The organism is Actinoplanes missouriensis 431 (genome assembly GCF_000284295.1).
Lineage (GTDB): Bacteria > Actinomycetota > Actinomycetes > Mycobacteriales > Micromonosporaceae > Actinoplanes > Actinoplanes missouriensis.
In genome coordinates, this window is sequence record NC_017093.1 from 7,165,696 (window position 1) to 7,185,412 (window position 19,717).

Genomic DNA, 19,717 nt, shown 5'->3' on the forward strand with positions numbered 1-19,717 from the left:
TCTTCAACCGCATCAACGTGACGACGCGGCAGCAGGCGCCGACTCTAGGCGGGGCCGTCCTCCAGCTCGCCCTCGGTCTCCAGGTAGAGCTGCTGGAGCGCGGCCAGGGTTTCCGGCTCGGGTGACTCCCAGAGTTTGCGTTCGGCCGCCTCCAGCAGCCGCTCGCTGATGCCGTGCAGCGCCCACGGGTTGGACTCCCGCATGAACTTCTGGTTGTCCGGGTCGAGCACGTAACTCGCCGCGAGCTGCTCGTACATCCAGTCGGTCACCACGCCGGCCGTCGCGTCGTACCCGAAGAGGTAATCGACCGTGGCCGCGAGCTCGAACGCGCCCTTGTAGCCGTGCCGCCGCATCGCGGCGATCCAGCGCGGGTTCACCACCCGGGCCCGGAAGATCCGGGCGGTCTCCTCGGTCAGGCTGCGGGTCCGTGCCTGGTCCGGGTTGGTGGAGTCGCCGATGTACGCGGCCGGCGCCTTGCCGGTGAGCGCGCGAACCGTGGCGATCATGCCGCCGTGGTACTGGAAGTAGTCATCGGAGTCCGCGATGTCGTGCTCGCGGGTGTCGATGTTCTTCGCGGCGACCTCGATCCGCCGGTACGCGTTCTCCATGTCCGGCCGCGCCGGGACGCCGTCCAGGTCCCGCCCGTACGCGAAACCGCCCCACACCGCGTAGACCTCGGCCAGATCGGCGTCGTCGCGCCAGTTCCGGCTGTCCATCAGTGGCAGGATCCCGGCGCCGTACGCACCCGGCCGCGACCCGAAGATCCGCATGGTGGCCCGCCGCCAGTCGCCGTGCTCGCCCTGGTCGCGCAGCGCGTGCTCGCGGACGTAGTTGTCCGGCTCGTCCAGCGCCGCGACCATCGTGAACGCGTCGTCGAGCATCGCCACCACGTGCGGGAACGCGTCCCGGAAGAACCCGGAGATGCGCACGGTCACGTCGATCCGGGGCCGGCCCAGCTCCTCGCTCGAGATCGGCTCCAGGCCGGTGACCCGCCGGGACGCCGGGTCCCAGTTCGGCCGCACGCCGATCAGGGCGAGGATCTCGGCGATGTCGTCGCCGGCGGTACGCATGGCGCTCGTGCCCCACGCGGAGATGCCGATCGACTTCGGCCAGGCGCCGTCGTGGTCGGCGCGGTAGCGGTCGAGCAGCGAGTCCGCCATGGCCTGCCCGGTCTCCCAGGCGAGCGCGCTGGGGATCGCCTTCGGGTCGACCGAGTAGAAGTTGCGGCCGGTCGGCAGCACGTTGATCAGGCCGCGCAGCGGGGAGCCGCTCGGACCGGCCGGGACGTAACCGCCGCTGAGCGCGTGCAGCACGTGCGTGATCTCGTCGGTGGTCTTCGCGAGCCGAGGGACGATCTCGGTGGCGGCGAACTGGAGAACCCGGCGCACCTCGTCCGACTCATCGCCGGGAGTGCCCAGGTCAGCGGGCACCTCCGCCGGCCAGCCACGTTCCTCCATCGCGGTCACCAGCGCCCGCGCGCGCTCCTCGACCGCGTCGGTCTCGGCCGTGGAGGCGTCCTCGGCCAGGCCCAGCGCCTCCCGCAGACCCGGCAGCGCGGCCACCTTCCCGGCCCACATCTGCCGTGCCCGCAGCATGGCGAGCACCAGGTTGATCCGCGCCTCGCCGGCCGGGGCCGCGCCGAGCACGTGCAGCCCGTCCCGGATCTGCACGTCCTTGACCTCACACAGCCATCCGTCGACGTGCATGATGAAGTCGTCGAATTCCTCGTCCTCGGGGCGCTGTGACTGCCCGAGGTCGTGGTCCATCTTCGCGGCCTGGATCAGCGTCCAGATCTGCGCCCGGATCGCCGGCAGTTTCGCCGGGTCGAGCGCGGCGATGTTCGCGTGCTCGTCGAGCAGCTGCTCCAGGCGGGCGATGTCGCCGTAGGACTCGGCGCGCGCCATCGGCGGGATCAGGTGGTCGACGAGCGTGGCGTGGGCGCGGCGCTTGGCCTGCGTGCCCTCGCCCGGGTCGTTCACCAGGAACGGGTAGATCAGCGGCAGGTCACCGAGTGCCGCGTCGGTGCCGTCCGAGGCGGACATGCCGACGTTCTTGCCGGGCAGCCACTCCAGATTGCCGTGCTTGCCGACGTGGACCACCGCGTGCGCGCCGAAGTCGTCGGCGATCCACCGGTACGCGGCCAGGTAGTGATGTGACGGCGGCAGGTCCGGGTCGTGGTAGATCGCGACCGGGTTGGCGCCGAACCCGCGCGGCGGCTGGACCATGACCACGATGTTCTCGTCGCGCAGCGCGGCCAGGACGATGTCGCCGCCGTCGACGTAGAGCTCACCCGGAGCGGGTCCCCAATGCTCCGCGACGCGATGCCGGAAGTCCTCGGGCAGAGTGTCGAACCACGATTTATACGAAATGCCAGAAATGCGCACCGGGTTGCCCGCGAGCTGCTCCTCGGTCAGCCAGTCCGGGTCCTGCCCGCCGGCCGCGATCAGCGCGTGGATCAGCCCGTCGCCGTCGTAGGAGCCGAACTCCCCGATCCGGTAACCGGCCGTGGAGAGGGCGTCCAGCAGCGCCACGGTCGAGGCCGGCGTGTCCAGGCCGACCGCGTTGCCGATCCGCGAGTGCTTGGTCGGGTAGGCCGACAGCATCAGGACGATCTTGCGCTCGGCCGGCGGCACGTGCCGCAGCCGGGCGTGCGCCACCGCGATCCCGGCGACCCGCGAGGCCCGCTCCGGGTCGGCGACATAGACCGACAGCCCGTCCGGGTCGATCTCCTTGAACGAGAACGGGACCGTGATGATCCGCCCGTCGAACTCCGGGATCGCCACCTGCGTGGCGGCGTCCAGCGGCGACAGCCCGTCGTCGCTCGCCTCCCATGCGGCCCGCGAGCTGGTCAGGCAGAGTCCCTGCAGGATCGGCACGTCCAGGTCGGCGAGCACGCCGACGTCCCAGGCCTCGTCGTCGCCACCGGCGCCCGCCGTCGCCGGTTTGGTGCCACCGGCCGCGAGCACGGTCACCACCAGGGCGTCCGCGGTGCGCAGCTCGGCCAGCAGCTCCGGCGGCGCGGTCCGCAGCGACGCCGTGAAGATCGGCAGCGCGCGGGCGCCCTTCGCCTCGATCGCCTGGCAGAGCGCCTCGACGAACGCCGTGTTCCCGGCCATGTGATGGGCGCGATAGTAGAGAACCGCCACGGTCGCCGGCCCGCCCTCGGACGCGGCGCGCGGCAGCACACCCCACTGCGGCGCCTCGACGGCCGGCGCGAACCCGTTGCCGGTCAGCAGCACCGTGTCCGACAGGAAGTCGTGCAGCGAGGCGAGGTTCTCCGCACCGCCTTGCGCGAGGTAGACGTGCGCGTCCGCCGCGACACCGGCCGGGACCGTGGAGAGTTTCATCAGGTCGGCGTCCGGGGCCTGCTCACCGCCGAGGACGACCACCGGGACGTCGGCGGCGAGCAAGGAGTCCAGGCCCTCCTGGAAGGCACGGCGGCCACCGAGGATGCGGACGACGACCAGGTCGACGCCGTCGAGCAGGGCGGGAAGATCGGCGACCGAGGTCCGGGCCGGGTTGCCCAGCCGCCAGGCCGAGCCGCTGGCCCGGGCGCTGAGCAGGTCGGTGTCGGACGTCGACAGCAGCAGAAACACGCGTTGCGCTCCCCCTCGGGGTCCGCGCCCCGGAGTCGTTGGGATCACGGCGAACGGAGTTCCTGACTTCCGGGCACAGAACCCGGTCACAGTGGCGGGACCGCGCCGGATTCGCACCGGCTTCCTCCGCGGCTTCGCCGCTCGTAGAGCTCCCACCTTTCCGAACGCTCCGGCCCGCCGTCAAGGTGGGGTGACATCACCGATACAGCCGAGCCGATCCAGCCGAGCCGATCCAGCCGAGCCGATCCAGCCGAGCCGATCCAGCCGAGCCGATCCAGCCGAGCCGATCCAGCCGAGCCGATCCAGCCGCGCCGTCCCAGTACAGCCGAGCCGATACAGCCGGAGGGCGACCCGAGGATGTGGTCCTGTCGGTGGCCGCCCGTAGTATCCGGGCCGTGACACCCCTCCGGCAGTCCGACACCGACGCCTGCCCCGGCGCTCTGCGGTTGCATGCCGCGGCCGACGGGCTGCTGGCGCGTGTCCGCCTGCCCGCCGGCGTGCTGAGCGGCGAGCAGCTGCGGGCCCTGCGTGAGCTGACCGAGCAGTTCGGCGACGGTTTCCTGGAGCTGACCTCCCGAGCGAACCTCCAGGTCAGAGGCGTGCAAGCGAAGGACGCGGAGACCTTGGCCGCTCGCTTGCGCGCCGCCGGCCTCCTGCCGTCGGCAACCCACGATGCGGTACGGAACATTGCCGCGCCCGTGCTGGCCGGCCCGGTGATCCGCGCCCTGGTCGCCCGGCTGGACGCCGCTCTCATCGGCGACCCCGCCCTGTCCGGGCTCCCGGGCAAGTTCCTGTTCGCGATCGGACACGTCCCCCTAGCCGCCGACGTCACCGCCGTCCCCGCCGGCACGTCGCCCGCCGGCACCGCCACGGGCAGCACGATTGCCGGTGGCACTACCCGCACCGGCACGGGCGGCCGGTTCGTGATCCGGCTCGGCGGCCACGACACCGGCATCCGCGTGGACGAGGACGCCGTGGTCCCGACGATGCTGGCGGCGGCACACGCGTTCCTCGCCGAGCGGGAAGCACAACGCTCCGGCGGCCCAGCGGCCTGGCGTCTGCGCGAGCTCACCGACGGCCCCTCCCGCGTAACCGCCCGCGTCCGCGCCGCCCACGACCCGGCCGCCGCGCACGAACCGGCCGCCGCCCACAACGCGGCCGAGGCGCACGGCAAGCCCGCCGCCGCCGCGACGACCGCCCCGCGCGACCCGGAACCCGCCACGCCGGTCGAGGTGCTGGAGCCCGGGGATCTGCTCGGTGTGCTTGACCAACCCGGCTCCCCGCTCGTCGCGGTGGGTGCGCTGGTCCCCCTCGGGCGGCTCGGGGGCGTACCCATGAAGGTCTTGGAGAAGGCGACCCGGCTCGTCATCACACCGTGGCGCGGCGTGCTGGTGACCGACCTCCCGCGCGCCGACGCGGCACCGTGGGCGGACCAGCTGATCGATTCCGGTCTGGCACTGGCGGCGGACTCGCCGTGGGTGGGTGTCACCGCGTGCGCCGGCCGCCCCGGTTGCGCGAAATCCCTCGCCGACGTCCGGGCCGACGCCACCCGATCCGCCCGGTTCGTCGACGGCCTCCCGGTCCACTGGGTCGGCTGCGCGCGGGCGTGCGGCAGCCCCGCGGGCCGGCACGTCCAGGTCCAGGCCACCCCCGTCGGCTACCGGGTGTCCCACCCGGACGCCGGCGCCGCGACCGACACCGACACCGACACCGTTGACCCCCGCCGCGATCTTGGAGCTGTCGTGGCGGCAGCGAGGAGGCCCTGATGGAGTACGTGCGCGACGGCGCTGAGATCTACAAGCGGTCGTTCGCCACGATCCGGGCCGAGGCGGACCTGAGCGGCCTGCCGTCCGATGTGGCCCGCGTCGTGGTGCGGATGATCCACGCCTGCGGGATGGTGGACCTGGTCGAGGACGTACGGTTCAGTCCCGGCGTGGCCACCGCCGCGAGGAAGGCGCTGCTCGGCGGCGCCCCGATCCTCTGCGACGCGGAGATGGTGGCCTCCGGCGTGACCCGCGCCCGGCTGCCCGCCGCCAACGACGTGATCTGCACGCTGCGGGACCCGGCCGTGCCGGAGATCGCGGCCCGGATCGGCAACACCCGCAGCGCCGCCGCCATGGATCTCTGGGGTGACCGGCTGGAGGGCGCCGTGGTGGCGATCGGCAACGCGCCGACCGCGCTGTTCCGCCTGCTCGAGATGATCGAGGCGGGGGCGCCCCGGCCGGCGGCGGTGCTCGGGATCCCGGTCGGTTTCATCGGCGCGGCCGAGTCCAAGGAGGCGCTCGCCGGCTCCGGACTGGAATACCTGATCGTGCGCGGGCGGCGCGGAGGCAGCGCCATGACCGCCGCCGCCATCAACGCCCTGGCATCGGAAAATGAGTAGGCACATGACGACCAGCGCCAATACCACCAACGCGACACCGCCCGGCCGGCTCTACGGCGTCGGGCTCGGCCCCGGCGACCCCGAGCTGGTCACGGTGAAGGCCGCCCGGCTGATCGAGGCGGCCGACGTGGTGGCGTACCACGCGGCCCGGCACGGCCGCAGCAACGCCCGCGCGATCGCCGCGGGTTACTTCCGGGACGGGCAGATCGAGGAACCGCTGATCTACCCGGTGACCACCGAGGGGACCGATCACCCCGGTGGCTACCAGGGCGCGATCGACGAGTTCTACGCCGAGGCGGCCGCCCGGCTCGCCGCGCACCTGGACGCCGGCCGTGACGTGGTGGTGCTCGCCGAGGGCGACCCGTTCTTCTACGGCTCCTACATGCACATGCACAAGCGCCTCGCCGACCGGTACGAGACGACTGTCGTCCCCGGCGTGACGTCGGTGAGCGCGGCCTCCGCCGTCCTCGGCCGCCCGCTGATGGAGCGCGACGAGGTGCTCACCGTGCTGCCCGGCACCCTCCCGCCGGAGGAGCTGGCGACCCGGCTGTCCACCACGGACTCGGCCGCCGTGATGAAGCTGGGCCGCACGTTCACCGGGGTCCGCGAGGCCCTGGAGCGCTCCGGCCGGCTGGCCGACGCGTGGTATGTGGAGCGCGCCACCACTGATCGGGAACGGTCAGGGCCGCTGAGCGAGGTGGACCCGGAGACGGTGCCGTACTTCTCGCTGGCGCTCCTGCCCAGCCCGGCCGCGGCGGCGTTCATGGGAGGAGACGCCGCCGAGGAGCGGACCGGCGGCGTCACGGTGATCGGCCTCGGGCCCGGCCCGCGCGACTGGCTCACGCCGGAGGCGCAGGCCGCCCTCGCCGCCGCCGACGACGTGATCGGGTACGGGCCTTACGTGGACCGGGTGCCGGTGACCCCCCGGCAGCGGCGGCACCCGTCCGACAACCGGGTCGAGGCCGAGCGTGCCGCGTTCGCCCTGGACCTGGCGAAACGGGGCCGCCGGGTGGCCGTGGTCTCGTCCGGTGACCCGGGCGTCTTCGCGATGGCGGCGGCGGTGCTGGAGACCGCCGAGGACCCGCAGTGGCGCGATGTCGGCGTCCGGATCGTTCCCGGCCTGACCGCCGCGCAGGCGGTGGCGAGCCGGGCCGGCGCCCCGCTCGGCCACGATTTCTGCACGCTCTCCCTCTCCGACCGGCTCAAGCCCTGGTCGGTGATCGAGAAACGACTCACCGCGGCGGCCGCCGCCGACCTGGTGATCGCGATCTACAACCCGGCCTCGAAGACCCGCACCGAGCAGCTGGTCCGGGCGCAGAAACTGCTGTTGGAGCACCGGTCGGCGGACACTCCGGTGGTGGTCGGCCGGGACGTCGGCGGTCCGGCCGAGTCGGTCCGGGTCACCACGCTGGGCGACCTCGACCCGGCGACCGTGGACATGCGCTGCCTGCTGATCGTCGGCTCGTCCCAGACCCGCGCGGTGACCAGGGGCGACGGGACGACAGCGGTCTACACCCCGAGGACGTACCCGGCGGAGTGACGCCGCCCACCATCGGCCGCGGACCGGGGAATGAAGAGCATGCACCGGTCCGCTCCCACCTCGCAACCGCACTGCATCGACGGAAGTCTCCGGTCACCCGAGTACCCGACCGAAAGGAGTGGTCAGACCGATAGACGAGATAGTGAAGGGCTGACCTCCCGTGAAGACTGTTCGCAGCCGCGCAGCGATCGTCGTATCCTCGCTGCTCCTTGCCGTCGTGACGCCGGCCGGGGAGGCCACGGCCGCGACCAAGCCGAGCCCGGCCCCGAAGACCGCGACCACCGTGAAAGCCACCAAGAGCCCGGCCACCAAGAGCCCGGCCGTCAAGAGCCCGGCGGTGAAGGTTCAGGGTCAGACGGTCGCGACGCTGAAGAGCCGGCTCGACGCCACGCTCGCCGCCAAGACGATCAACTACTACCCGTCCGACGCCGGCTGGTCGGCGATGTGGACGAATTACAACGGCGACAAGATCGACGCTGACATGGCGAAGGCCGCCACGCTCGGTGCCGACAGTGTCCGTCTCATCGTGTTCCCCCAGGCGTTCGGCTACCCCACGCCGAAGACCGAGTACACCGAGAAGCTGCGCAAGTTCGTCAGCATCGCCGACTCGTACGGGCTGACCGTCAAGCTCACCCTGTTCGACTGGTGGGCGGGATACACCGACGTGACCCGCAGCGCCGCCTGGGCGAAGGCCGTGCTCAAGCCGTACGCAACCGACCCCCGGGTCATCACGGTCGAGGTGAAGAACGAGTTCAACCCGAACGACGCCGCCGCCGTCGCGTGGGCCAAGCAGATCATCCCGGCGATCCGGGCGGCCGTCCCGCGGATGCCGCTGACGCTCTCGGTCGACGCCCAGGGTGGCGCCCCCGCCATGGCGAAGATCAAGTCGAGCCTGCGCAGCACCCCGCTGGACTACTACGACTTCCACTTCTACGGCAACTCGGAGCGCTCCCTCGCCGAGATCCGCAAGGCGCAGGCGGCGGTCGCCCCCTCCCCGATCGTGATCGGGGAGACCGGCCTCAGCACCGCGTCGGCCAGCGAGGGTGAGCAGGCCGCGTTCCTGGCCCGGGTCCTGGCGGCCGCGAAGGTCGCCCAGGTCGGCTCGGTGGCGCCGTGGACGCTGAGCGACTTCCACAACGGCGCGATCCCGTCGAACTCGCAGGTCTCGAAGCTGCCCGCGCAGTACAAGTACGGCCTGTACCGCGCCGACGGCACCGCGAAGGCGGCCGCCTCGGTGGTCCGCACCGCCTGGACCGGCGGCGCGATCACGAACAGCGTGCTGGACCTCGGGTTCGAGGCAGCCTCGACCAGCTCGCCGTGGCGGCCGTACCTGGCCGAGGCCGGCGCCGCGGTCCGGGTCCGGGACGTCGCGCGCACCGGTTCCGGGTCGGCGCGCTTCTCGGACACCGGCCGGAGCAGGAGCGGGCTGCCGTCGGTGCGTACCGCGCCGGTCACCCCGGTGCTGCCCGGCCAGAAGTGGCACGCCGAGGCGTGGGCCATGGGCCGGGACGTGACCGGCTCCAACGAGATGGCGCTGAGCTGGTTCGACGTGAACGACAAGTGGCTGGGCCAGGTGTCGTCGAAGTCCGTCGCGCCGGGCGACAGCAACTGGACGAAGCTGACCATCGACGCGACGGCCCCGGCCGGTGCGACAAGCGTCCAGCTTCACCTCAAGTCCGGCGACAACTCCGGGGCGGTCTGGTTCGACGACGTGTCGTTCTCCTGAACCGTCCCGATCCGGGCGATCAAACGGTCGTAGGCGTCCACCGTCGACTGCCACGACGACGGATCCGCGTGCCGCCGGCCGGTCAGGCCGGCGGCACGCGTGATGCCGAGCGCGAGCTCCGCCGGTGACGCCGGCGGCACGAAGACCGTCCCGCTGTACCGGTCGGCGGCCTCCACCAGGCCGCCGACCGCGGTCACCACCACCGGTACCCCGTGGCTCATCGCGATGTGCAGCGGCCCGCTGGCCGAGCTGCGCCGGTACGGCAGAACCACCACGTCCGCCCCCGCGAAGAAGTCGTTCACCTCGGCGTCCGCGACGTACCGGTTCACGAACGTGATCCGGTCCCGGACCGGCGAGTCCAGGATCATCTCGCCGGGCAGCGTCCACCCCTCCCAGGTCTCCCCCACGATCGTCAGGTGGTATCCCGGCCCGAGCCCGGTGAACGCCTCGACCAGGTCTTCCAGGCCCTTGTACGGCCGGATCGTCCCGAAGAACAGCAGCCGGCAGACACCCGGCGTGCCGGCCCGCCGCGCCACCGGCTCGTGATGGTCGAACGGCCCGTGCAGCGCCACCTCGACCGGCGTCGCACCGATGCCGAACGACTCGGTGACCGCCCTGCGGTCGAACGCGGAGTGCACGATCACCCCGTCGGTGCGCCGCAGCAGCGGCTGGATGCACCGCCGGACGTACCGGGCCGCCCACGCGTGCCGCGCCTCGCCGGTGTCCTGCACCTCGTGGAACTCCACCACCACCCGGATGCCGAGTGACCGCGCCGCCGCCACCAGCGCGAGGTACGAGTGCAGCACCGCGCCGGTCCACCACTGCAGCACCAGCACGTCCGGCCGGTAGGAGCGGAGGAACCGCACGGCCCGGAACAGCGACGGCACGGCGAACCAGTCGACGCCGTCGAACACCCGTACCGAAGGCTCGTAGCGCAGGTCGGCAAGCGAGTGACCGACCCGCTCCCGGCCGGGGTAGAGCCGGGCCGGCAGCAGCCGGCGCATCAGGATCACGCCGACGTCGTGTCTCGAGGTCAGCGCGTTGCTCAGCCGGCAGGTGTAATAACTGATCCCGGAGAGGAACCGCCAGCCCGAGCCGACCACGAGGATGCGAGTCCGCTGATCCGAACAGGGCTGGTCAGGTGGCGTTGGCGATGCAGTCACGGTAGACCTCCTCGATCTCGGGAACCACGCGGGCAGCGGTGAAGTCGAGCCCGCGCTCCCGGCCCGCGGCGCGCAGCCGTCCGGCCAGGTCACGGTCGGTGAGCACGCGCAGCAGCGCGGTGTGCAGCAGATCCGGGTCGCCGGGCGGGACGAGCAGCCCGTCCACCCCGTCGTGCACCACGTCGAGCAGGCCGCCGGACGCCGATGCGACGAGCGGCGCGCCGGCCAGCATCGCCTCGACGGCGACCTGGCCCATCCCCTCCAGCAGGGACGGGACGACGCCGGCTGCGGCGCCGTGCCAGGCCGCCATGACCTGCGCGTGCGGCACGTCGTGGCGGACCACCACGCCGGGCGGCACCGGCGGGGTGTCCGGCCGCAGCGCGCCGAGGCAGACCAGCCGGGGCACGGCCGGATGCAGGGCCGATGCCGAGGACACCAGCCGCCGATACGCCGTGAACAGCACGTCGATGCCCTTGTGCGGGCCGAGTTGCCCGACGAAGAGCAGGTAGGGCTCGTCCGGCAGCCAGTCCGGCCGGGGCGTCTGCCTGGCCAGCGTGTCCAGGCCGTCCGGCACCAGGCTGGAGATCACCCGTACCGGCAGCTCACCGGGGAGCCGGGCCAGGTTCAGCGCGGACGCGACCGAGGACGAGATGGCGGTGAGCGTGTCGATCCCCCGGTGGTGCTGCGCCCGCAGCCCGGCGGTGAGCACCGCCGAGCGCGGCCGGCCGTACTGGGCGCTCGCGCAGCCGACGCAGCGGCCCAGGCTCGGCCCTGACGTGCAGCGACGCCCGTTGCGGGAGAACGTCTTGCGCACGCAGGTCAGCCCGAAGTCGTGCGCGGTGTGCACGTGCGGCAGCCCGAGCCGGCCGAACCGCAGCGGCAGGTAGCTGTACATCAGCCAGTCGTGGCTGTGCACCACGTCGAACGTGTTCGTGCGGAGCACTCGCGCGATGTCCGCGGTGGTCAGCGGGTCGGGAAGGGTAGGATGGAACGGCTTGGCGGGATCCGCGTTCAGCCGGGGCAGCATCGTGCTCGCGACACTGCGGACGCGCACCACCCGTACCCCGTTGATCTCCTCGTCGTGCGGCGCCGCAGGCGTCGCCAGCGTCAGCACGGTGACCTCGTGCCCGCGTCGCACCATCGCCTCGCTGCTCGTCGCGATGCTCCGTTCCAGCCCGCCGATGACCGGCGCGTACAGGTTGGAAAGGTGCAGGATTCTCACTGGAAACCCCCCGGCTTGCCGCCGGCTCTCTGCCGGTCCTTCTCACCTTCGAGATGTACGGGCACCGGCTCCCCAACCGCACGGGTGGCCGTCCCCTGGCGCCTCCGGTGAGCCACCGCCCCCGAGGTTGTCTCCGACGCCCCTGGTCCGAGCCCTCGAAGCCCGAACCCGTGACGCCCGAGCCTCTGACGCCCGAACCTCTGACGCCCGGCCAGCGCCGCGACCAGCAGCGCGCTCGTGGTCTGGCCGGCCAGCCAGGCGACGCCGGCACCGGTCACCCCCAGCCCCGGCAGCAGCCACCAGGTGAGCAGCAGGCACGCCCCGGCCCGGACCGCGTTGAGCCGGCGGCAGCGCCGGAAGTCGCCCCGCGACCGCCAGTGCGCCACCGCCAGATTCGTGACCGCGTCCGGCAGCGCCGCCACCACCAGGATCTTCAGGAGCAGGCCACCCTCGGCGGCGTATCCGGCGCTGAACATGCCGAGAATCGCGTCACCGGCCGCGAGCAGCACCAGCGCCGGCGCGCCGACCAGGGCCAGCACCACGACGGCGGCCCGTCCCACGCCGGCCCGCGCCGCGTTGGTACGTTCGGCGTAGAGCGCGGACGCCACCGCCGGCGAGACCATGAACAGCATCGACGCGGTCATCCAGGCCAGGTAGAAGTGCGCGTTGGCGTCCGAGCCGAGCCGGGCCGTGACCAGCACCGGGAGCAGCGCGGCCGGGCCGGCCTGCGCCAGGTTGATCAGATGATGGCCGGTCAGCGCGGTCCACAGGTGCGGCAGCTCGGACCGGATTCCCGCTGGTCGCAGCCGTGCGCCGGGCCGCAGCCGCCCCGGCCCGACGATCACGGTCAGGACGCTGACCAGCAACGTCGGCAGGGTCCAGGAGAGCAGCACGGCCTCGGCCCAGCCCGCGCCGCCGCCCGGGAGACTCAGGATCGCCAGCAGCGCCAGGATCTTGCCGGCCGCGACGGCCAGGTTGCGGACCAGCATGCCGTGCCCGGCCCGATGCGCGACGTAGACGTTGTCCAGCAACGTCGTGAGCGTGACCGCGACCGCGGCGCAGACCAGCGCGGCCAGACCGGGCAGCCCGGCGAGAAAGCCGAAGTTCCCGGCGACCCGCGGCACGATCAGCGCGGCCGCGGTCGCCGCCGCCGCGGTGGCCGCCGCGGCGAAGATCAGGCCACCGCTGACGATCCGTGACCAGCGGGCCGGGCCGGCGCCGGGCAGCCGCTGGATGAACATGTGCCCGGCGCCGAGCTGCGCGATCATGCTGACCGCGGTGGCCGCCGAGATCAGCGCGGTGGCCGTGCCGATCTCCGAGGCGGGCACGCACCGGGCCGCCAGCATCCAGTAGAGGTAGCCGAGCCCGCCGTTGACCACCGTGGTGGCCATGATGAGCAGGCTGTTCCGCGCCAGCGAGTCGTCCCGGAGCCGCCGGGCCGTCCTGATCAGCACGTCGTGCGCCCCCGAACGCCGGCGCCCGTCCACGCAGCGCCCACCCCCCGAGCAGCAGTCCCCGGGGTGACCGTCCCCCGCGTAGCCGTTCCGCGCGCCGTGGCTCCCGGGGCCACCGTTCCGGGGGCGATCGGCAGGCGGTGAGCGCCGGCCCCCGGCCCGGTGATCGAAGCTCGGGCGCCGGCCGTGACCCGGGCGCCGCGGACCGGGCCGCGCGCGTAGAACCCGGTGCTGGTCGACCCCACGCTGATGCTCACCGCCCGCAGGCACCCGTCCGGCGGCAGCGCCGGCAGGTTCACGGTGAGCGACCGCACCGTGTCCGCTCCCACCGTCACCGGCCGAGCCGTGATCAGCCGCCCGCCGACCCGCAGCCGCAACGGGATGGTGACCGTCGCCAGACCCGCGCTCGTCACCCGGATCGGCACCGCCAGCCCTCGCACCGGAACCGTGACCGGCGCACTGATCCCCGCCGCCCATCCGTTGAGCGCCACGCTGAGATATCCGGGCTGCTCGGGCCGGGGCGACGCCACGTAGACCCGGGTGGCCACCCCGCCGATGACGACCGCCAGCAGCACCGGAACAGCCACCGCCACCCCGTCACCCACCCACGACCGCCGCCCCGCAGCCACCGCCACCCCGTCACCCGCCGCGTCGTCACCCGCCGTGGCCGCCGCACGGGCCGTCCATCGCTCACGCAGCAGCGCACCGGCAGTCGCCAGGGTCGCGGCCACCGCGATCCCGGCCACCAGCGGCACGCTTCGCACCGGCGTCCCGATCGCATGCAGCACGAGCGCCACCAGCGGCAACGTCACCAGCCCCGCCAGCGCGGCAAGCGCAAGCCGAGCCCCGGGGACACCAGCAGCCCCGGGCACGCCAGGAGCCTCGGGCACCGGCGGGCCGGGCAGGGCTCGCAGCAGCAGCTCCCCGGTGGTCAGGAGCGCCACCAGGCAGAACGGCGCCGCCACCGCGACCCGCCCACTGCCCGCCAGTGTCATGGCCAGGCCGGCGGCGGCCAGAAGCGCGAGCCGGATCGTCGTCATCGCACGCTCCCACGGGTCGTCGCGCCGAGCCTGCCGAAGTCGAACCGGTAGATCGCCACGTGCGGGCCGTCGTACATCTTGATCAGCCACGGCATGGTGTCGAACTTGGTGAGCTGGGCCCTGGTGAACGCGGGCCGGCCGTCGTGCGGGATCGGCTCGTTCGTCTCGAAATAGATCCTGATGTCGGGCACCTGTTCGGCCATCCGCCGGTCCACCACCAGGAACTCGAACCGCCAGCTGCGCAGCTGCTCCAGCAGCGCCGCCGAGATCGGCCGGCCGGGCCCGGCGCGGTACAGGTCGTAGGTCGGGAACGTGGCGGACCCGGTCGTCGGCTGCTGTTCGCCGTACGACCCGAAGATCAGCCCGGAGTACCTGTCCGCGACCAGCCGGATCTCCCGTCCCTGCGTCTCCCGGAGCCAGGCGGCGGCCGCGAGAACCTCCGGGGTGGCGGCCCGGGTGTCCGAGCCGAAGACCGGTGGGCCGGGGAACCGGTAGGACGGGTTCATCCCGGCCGCGTTGTTGCCCACCAGCATCAGCGCACACCCGGTCAGAAGCAGATAACCTGCGAAAACGCGCCGTCGCCGGTCCAGGAGTGCGATGATCAAGGGGGCGGCGGCAACGGCGATGCCGAGGTAGCTGAACGCCCAGGAACGCCGCGCGCCCTCGGCTCCGGCCGGGGTGAGGATCAGCAGCGTGGCCGGGAAGTACAACGCGCCGACCAGCAGCATCGCTGCCGTGCCGGCCGAGGTGAGCGGATCGGCGGTGCGTCTGCGCCGCCACCAGAGCGCGGCCGCCCCGGTCATCACGAGGAGAGCGAAGCCCGGTGCCGCGTACGCCGTGGCCCGTTCCCACCAGGGCGCGATCGACTGGCTGAACAGCGTCCGCCCGCCCGATCCCCCGCCCGCGAGCCCGCCGAACTGGCCGAGCGCCCGGCCCAGGTACGGATCGAGATAGCTGCTGGTCCGCGGGGCGATCGCCGCCATCCAGAGGACGGTGATCAGGCCGGTCCGGGCGGCGAGTCCCCATGCCACGCGGGCCACACCGATCAGCTCGCCGCCGCGGAGCGTGCAGGTGATCGCGATCAGGCCGAGGATCCCGGTGAGCCAGATCGCGGTCAGGTGATGGGTCGCCACGGTCACGACAGCGAGCAGCAGCGCGACAGCGGACCAGCCGATACGGACGCCCCGGCGGGACGACCGCATCGCCCGCAGCGCGCAGGCCAGCGCCCAGACCAGCACCGCGATCGCCAGCGACTCGTACCCGAGCTGGGTGTCGAAGAACAGGAACGAGCTGTTCAGGCTGTAGACGAACGCGGCCGCGACACCGATCCGGGGATCCGGCCAGAGCTGGCCGGCGACCGCCGCGACGCCGAGCACCAGCAGCACGTGCGCGGTGATCAGCACGAGCAGGGCGGCGTGCCAGACGGTGAGGCCGGTGAGCGCCGCCATCGAGGAGACCGTCGCGTGCAGGCCCGGATAGTCGCCGATCACCCGGACGATCGAGTTCTGCTGGAAGAGGCGGCCGTCCAGGAGGATGTCGTGTGCCTGGCCCCAGTGCGCGTATTCGTCGTGGTAGAGCGGGCCGGACGGGTTGCGCAACAGTTTGGGCAGGTAGGTGAAGCACGCGTAGCCGGCGAGCACGGCGAGGCGCAGCCGGGGAGCGGTGCTCCGGCGTACCCCCCAATAGGCCGCCGGCAGCGTGAAGAGCACCATGCCCGCCCAGAAGAAGGCGAACTGGCCCGGCTCCCCCCACTCGGCCCGCCGGTACGCGACCACCAGCGCGGCCGCACCGGCCGCCGCGGCGGCCGTGAGCGTCGCCGCGCACCAGGCCGTCTCCCGGACGCCGCCGGAGAAGCCCGGCGCGTCGTCGCGGGCGAGACCGCCGCGGGGAACACGGGCACGGGACAACCGACCGGCCGTGGTCACACTCATCGGCCGACGGCCCCCGCGGTCGCCGGTCGGCTTGTCACGGCGGTGTAGACGTCGCGGATCCCGCCGACCACGTCGTCCCAGGTGGGGAGCGTGGCCGGGCGTCGACGCCCGGCCGTGGTCGCCTCGATCATGGCGGCGGCCAGGTCGGCCTCGTCGTCCGGATCGGCGTATCGCAGCCAGACGCCGTCCCCGGCGAGGCGGGCCACCTCCTGGTGCGCCGGGATCGGCGCGGCGACCGTGGGCAGCCCGGCGGCGAGCGCGTCGGCCACCGACAGCCCGAACGCCTCGTGCGCCGAGGCGGAGACCGCGGCGGACGCGCCGGCCAGGCAGGACGCGAACGCGGCGTCGTCGAGGCGGCCGTGGAAGACCACCTGTCCGGCGAGGCCGAGCCGGGCCGCGAGCTGACGCCATTGCGCGCCGGCCGGTCCGGTGCCGACCACGTCGAGCCGGTGGTCCGGGCCGAGGTGCGCCATCGCCCGGATCACCCGGTCGACCCGTTTGTACTGCTCCAGCCGCCCGACGCAGAGGATCCGGCGGACCTGGGCCGGCACGCCGATCCGCGGTGGCGCCGGGGGCAGCGGCGGGCGCGGGTCGGTGCCGTTCGGGATGACCACGGTCCGGTCGGCGACGTCCGGGAAGTGCTTCAGCAGCAGGTCACGCTCGGCGGCGGTGACGCAGACGACCGCGCTGGATCGCTTCAGGACGATGCGCCCGAACGGGCGGTAGAGCGGGTGCAGCGCGGCCCGGAACCGGGTGTGCCCGGTCCCGTGGTAGTGCGGCGTGAAGACCATCGGTGTCCCGGGGTTGCCGAGTGCGGCACAGAGCGCGGCGAGCGCGTGATAGCTGTGGACGTGCAGGACGTCGTACTCCTGCGCATGGATGCGCAACCACCGCCAGAGCGGAAGTGACAGGCGGTAGTTGCCCGCGGGAACGGTGAGCGGGAAACGCCGGACCAGCACGCCGTCGACGGTCTCCACGGACCGGGCGGCGTGCTGGGTGATCACCTCGACGTCGTCGCCGGCGTCGATCAGGCCGGCGCAGAGACGCTTCACATGGGTCTCCACCCCGCCGATGTCCGGGTGGTACGCGTTCGAGACGACACCGACCCTCATCCGACAGGCGCCTTCTTCTGTTCGACCGGCCCCGGCTTCACCGCGGCGCCGCGGGCGGTCCGGCGCGGCCGCCACTCGCGGGCGATGGTCCGCAGGACCCGCATCCCGTCGGTGAGCGCGTTGAGGTTGCTCACCCCGTGGATCCGGGAGTGCTCGAAGCTGGGCACCTCGACGATGTCGAGCCGGGCCCGGGCCGCACGCAGGTTCAGCAGCGTCTCGATCTCGAACCCGTCGCCCCAGAGGCGGCCGTCCGCGGTGTCCGGCGCGGGCGACGTGTGGTCCAGGTCGAAGACCTCCAGGTGCCGGGCCCAGAACGCGTTGTAGCCGTAACAGAGGTCGCTGTACCGGGTGCCGAAGAGCACGTTGACCAGCAGGCTCAGGCACCTGTTGCCGGCCCGGCGCAGCCGGGTGATGTCGGCACTGCCCCCGGTCGCGGAGAACCGGGAGCCTTTCGCGAAGTCGGCGCCGGAGAGCAACGTCTGCACGAAGCTCGGGATCTCCAGCGGGTCGGTCGACCCGTCGGCGTCGATCATGACGATGATGTCGCCCGTTGCGGCAGCGAAACCGCAGGCCAGAGCATTTCCCTTGCCTCGGCGGTTCTGCCGGACGACGCGGATGTCGGGCCGCAGCCGGCGGGCGACGGCCACGGTGTCGTCCGTGGACCCGCCGTCGACGAGCACGATCTCGTCCACCTGCGGGAGCCGTGCGAACACGTGCGGGAGGTTCCGGGCCTCGTTCAGCGCCGGGACGATCACGCTGACCGTGGGTTCGTTGCCGACCGGCTCGGCCGGGACCGGGTCGGTGCGATCGGTCTCGGTCCCGGCGGATTCACTCCTGGTGGTCTCGGTTCCGGATGGCTCGGTTCTCGTTGACTCGGGCCTGGCATGCGGCTCGGCGATGGTCCGCTCGGCGCCGGTCTCGTCGGAAAGCACACGGTTGACCGTGGGCATCAGCTGTCTCCGATCGGGCAGGATATCGGGCAGGGTGGATCGGGCAGGGTGGATCGGGCAGGTCTGAAAACGGGCAGGCCTGGAACTTGGGGCAGGCCTGGCTCGGGCAGGTGCCGGGAATCGGGCGTGCCCGACGCGGGTTCCGGCTGGTCAGGAGAGCGGCGCGGGAACCGTCCGGTCGTGGACGTCCTGACGCGCGGTCACGTCGCCCGTGCCCTGTGCCGGGAGGGGAATGCCGTCGGCGGCGGGAACTCCGCCCGCGTTCGCGGCGGCAAGTATGGAGAGCGGGGCGGCAGCCAGGAGGCCGCCCCGCGCGAGTCTCGACGAACGCACGACATGCTCCATTTCAGTTGATATGCCCGAGTCAGACCTGGCTTAAGGTAGGGCAGACCAAGGAGTCGTGTGTCCGAGTCTGGGGTAATTACCCCGTTTGTTTTCTCCCGCGTTACGCGGACGCCTTCCCGAACCGCGCCGGATCGAAGAGCCCGATCGCGTGCCCGGTGGTCCCGGTCGTCGCCAGATCCGCGACGATCTCACCCACCACCGGTACGAACTTGAACCCGTGCCCGGAGAACCCGCAGGCCACCGTCACCGCGTCGTGCCCGGGATGCCGGCTGATCACGAAATGCTCGTCGGGCGTGGTGCTGTAGAGGCAGGGCTCGCCGCGCAGCCACGTCCCCGGCAGATCGGGCAGGATCCCCCCGGCGCCGCGGGCCATCTCGGCGGCCTCGTCCGGATGCACCGTGGTGTCCAGATCCTCCGGCGTGGTCAGCGAACCGCGCCGGAAGAACGCGATCTTCGCGCCGCCGTCCAGCCCGTCGATCGCCGGGAACCCGTACATCTGGCTGCCCTCGGCCGGCTCCCAGATGTAGACCGGATGCCGGTCGGCGAGGAACGGCGTCACGCCGCCGCGCGGCTGGAACCAGTGCTGGACCTGACGCTCGATGTTCACCGGCACCCCCAGGTCGGCGAGCAGCCGGGGCGCCCACGGTCCCGGCGTGATCACCAGCTGGCCGGCGGTGTGCTCCCCGGCCGCCGTCCGCACCCGCACGCCGCCGCCGGTGTCCGGCTGCCACGACTCCATCGGCTCGTGGAAGCGCAGGTCAGCGCCGTGCCTCTCGGCCAGGTCGAGCTGCGCCAGCACGGTCCGCTCGGGACGGACGAACCCCGCCTTCGCCTCGTAGAGCGCCACCTCGTCCGGCGCCGGAGCCATCGTCGGGAAGCGGCGGCGCAGCTCGGCGGCGTCGAGCAGCTCGTGCTCCAGGCCCCACTGCCGGGCGCTGCGCAGGGCGCCGGAGACGGTCCGCGACTCCGGGCGGCCCACCATCACCCCGCCGGTCAGCGTGATCACGTCCCGGCCCGAGTCGGCGGCCAGCCGCTCCCACAACTCGTACGCCCGGAGCAGCAACGGAACGTACTCCGGGCCCTCGAAGTAGGACTGCCGGGTGATCCGGGAGCCGCCGTGGCTGGCGCCCCGATCGTGACCCGGCCCGAACCGTTCCAGCCCGAGCACCCGGTGCCCCCGGGCCGCCAGCTGGTGGACGGTGGCACTGCCCATGCCCCCGAGACCGACAACGATCACATCGTAAGCGGGCACGGC

The 19,717-nt window shown here is 72.7% G+C and carries 14 protein-coding genes and 1 riboswitch; of the genes, 4 read left to right on the forward strand and 10 right to left on the reverse strand.

Annotated features, from left to right (window positions below):
- Positions 1–44: 44 nt before the first annotated feature.
- Positions 45–3,596 carry a cobaltochelatase subunit CobN gene (cobN, locus tag AMIS_RS32685; RefSeq protein ID WP_014446740.1) on the reverse strand — a complete coding sequence of 1,184 codons (3,552 nt, stop codon included), beginning with the start codon at positions 3,594–3,596 and terminating at the stop codon, positions 45–47.
- 53 nt (positions 3,597–3,649) lie between these two features.
- Positions 3,650–3,726, reverse strand: a riboswitch (adenosylcobalamin (AdoCbl) riboswitch).
- A 265-nt stretch (positions 3,727–3,991) separates the two neighbouring features.
- Here cobN and AMIS_RS32690 point away from each other — a divergent pair.
- The 4 genes from AMIS_RS32690 to AMIS_RS32705 all read left to right on the forward strand — a co-directional run bounded on the left by AMIS_RS32690 (position 3,992) and on the right by AMIS_RS32705 (position 9,245).
- Positions 3,992–5,362: a precorrin-3B synthase gene (locus AMIS_RS32690; RefSeq protein ID WP_157435154.1), complete on the forward strand. Its 1,371-nt coding sequence runs from the start codon at positions 3,992–3,994 to the stop codon at positions 5,360–5,362.
- Positions 5,362–5,979 (forward strand): precorrin-8X methylmutase, encoded by a 618-nt coding sequence (locus AMIS_RS32695; protein ID WP_014446742.1) that lies wholly within the window; start codon positions 5,362–5,364, stop codon positions 5,977–5,979. The genes AMIS_RS32690 and AMIS_RS32695 overlap by 1 nt, the downstream gene beginning before the upstream one ends.
- A 4-nt stretch (positions 5,980–5,983) precedes the next feature.
- The gene (locus AMIS_RS32700) at positions 5,984–7,519 is read left to right on the forward strand and encodes a precorrin-2 C(20)-methyltransferase (protein ID WP_041830205.1); all 1,536 of its coding nucleotides are present in this window, start codon (positions 5,984–5,986) and stop codon (positions 7,517–7,519) included.
- Positions 7,520–7,679: 160 nt separating this feature from the next.
- Positions 7,680–9,245 (forward strand): cellulase family glycosylhydrolase, encoded by a 1,566-nt coding sequence (locus AMIS_RS32705; RefSeq protein WP_014446744.1) that lies wholly within the window; start codon positions 7,680–7,682, stop codon positions 9,243–9,245.
- Here AMIS_RS32705 and AMIS_RS32710 read toward each other — a convergent pair.
- The 9 genes from AMIS_RS32710 to solA all read right to left on the reverse strand — a co-directional run bounded on the left by AMIS_RS32710 (position 9,185) and on the right by solA (position 19,714).
- Positions 9,185–10,408 carry a glycosyltransferase gene (locus AMIS_RS32710; RefSeq protein ID WP_051042227.1) on the reverse strand — a complete coding sequence of 408 codons (1,224 nt, stop codon included), beginning with the start codon at positions 10,406–10,408 and terminating at the stop codon, positions 9,185–9,187. The genes AMIS_RS32705 and AMIS_RS32710 overlap by 61 nt on opposite strands.
- Complete coding sequence (locus tag AMIS_RS32715) at positions 10,383–11,630, reverse strand: glycosyltransferase family 4 protein (RefSeq protein ID WP_014446746.1); 1,248 nt, start codon at positions 11,628–11,630, stop codon at positions 10,383–10,385. The genes AMIS_RS32710 and AMIS_RS32715 overlap by 26 nt, the downstream gene beginning before the upstream one ends.
- The gene (locus tag AMIS_RS32720; RefSeq protein WP_014446747.1) at positions 11,627–13,084 is read right to left on the reverse strand and encodes a lipopolysaccharide biosynthesis protein; all 1,458 of its coding nucleotides are present in this window, start codon (positions 13,082–13,084) and stop codon (positions 11,627–11,629) included. The genes AMIS_RS32715 and AMIS_RS32720 overlap by 4 nt, the downstream gene beginning before the upstream one ends.
- Entirely contained in the window at positions 13,078–14,124 is a 1,047-nt protein-coding gene (locus tag AMIS_RS32725; protein WP_014446748.1) for a hypothetical protein, read from the reverse strand. The genes AMIS_RS32720 and AMIS_RS32725 overlap by 7 nt, the downstream gene beginning before the upstream one ends.
- Complete coding sequence (locus tag AMIS_RS32730; protein WP_197537982.1) at positions 14,121–16,055, reverse strand: hypothetical protein; 1,935 nt, start codon at positions 16,053–16,055, stop codon at positions 14,121–14,123. Before AMIS_RS32730 ends, AMIS_RS32725 begins: the two co-directional genes overlap by 4 nt.
- Complete coding sequence (locus tag AMIS_RS32735) at positions 16,052–17,167, reverse strand: glycosyltransferase family 4 protein (protein WP_014446750.1); 1,116 nt, start codon at positions 17,165–17,167, stop codon at positions 16,052–16,054. The genes AMIS_RS32730 and AMIS_RS32735 overlap by 4 nt, the downstream gene beginning before the upstream one ends.
- A complete protein-coding gene (locus tag AMIS_RS32740) occupies positions 17,164–18,117 on the reverse strand; it encodes a glycosyltransferase family 2 protein (RefSeq protein WP_014446751.1) in 954 nt (317 codons plus the stop codon). The genes AMIS_RS32735 and AMIS_RS32740 overlap by 4 nt, the downstream gene beginning before the upstream one ends.
- A gap of 150 nt (positions 18,118–18,267) precedes the next feature.
- Positions 18,268–18,450, reverse strand: coding sequence for a hypothetical protein (locus AMIS_RS32745; protein ID WP_157435155.1), 183 nt, complete (start codon positions 18,448–18,450; stop codon positions 18,268–18,270).
- Positions 18,451–18,562: 112 nt separating this feature from the next.
- Positions 18,563–19,714 carry an N-methyl-L-tryptophan oxidase gene (gene solA, locus AMIS_RS32750; protein WP_014446753.1) on the reverse strand — a complete coding sequence of 384 codons (1,152 nt, stop codon included), beginning with the start codon at positions 19,712–19,714 and terminating at the stop codon, positions 18,563–18,565.
- Positions 19,715–19,717 lie beyond the last annotated feature (3 nt).

Coding starts and splice junctions, on each gene's coding strand:
- AMIS_RS32695 (WP_014446742.1), top strand. CDS start 5,362: ATGGAGTACGTGCGCGACGGCGCTGAGATCTACAAGCGGTCGTTCGCC.
- AMIS_RS32700 (WP_041830205.1), top strand. CDS start 5,984: ATGACGACCAGCGCCAATACCACCAACGCGACACCGCCCGGCCGGCTC.
- AMIS_RS32725 (WP_014446748.1), bottom strand. CDS start 14,124: ATGACGACGATCCGGCTCGCGCTTCTGGCCGCCGCCGGCCTGGCCATG.
- AMIS_RS32730 (WP_197537982.1), bottom strand. CDS start 16,055: ATGAGTGTGACCACGGCCGGTCGGTTGTCCCGTGCCCGTGTTCCCCGC.
- AMIS_RS32735 (WP_014446750.1), bottom strand. CDS start 17,167: ATGAGGGTCGGTGTCGTCTCGAACGCGTACCACCCGGACATCGGCGGG.
- AMIS_RS32740 (WP_014446751.1), bottom strand. CDS start 18,117: ATGCCCACGGTCAACCGTGTGCTTTCCGACGAGACCGGCGCCGAGCGG.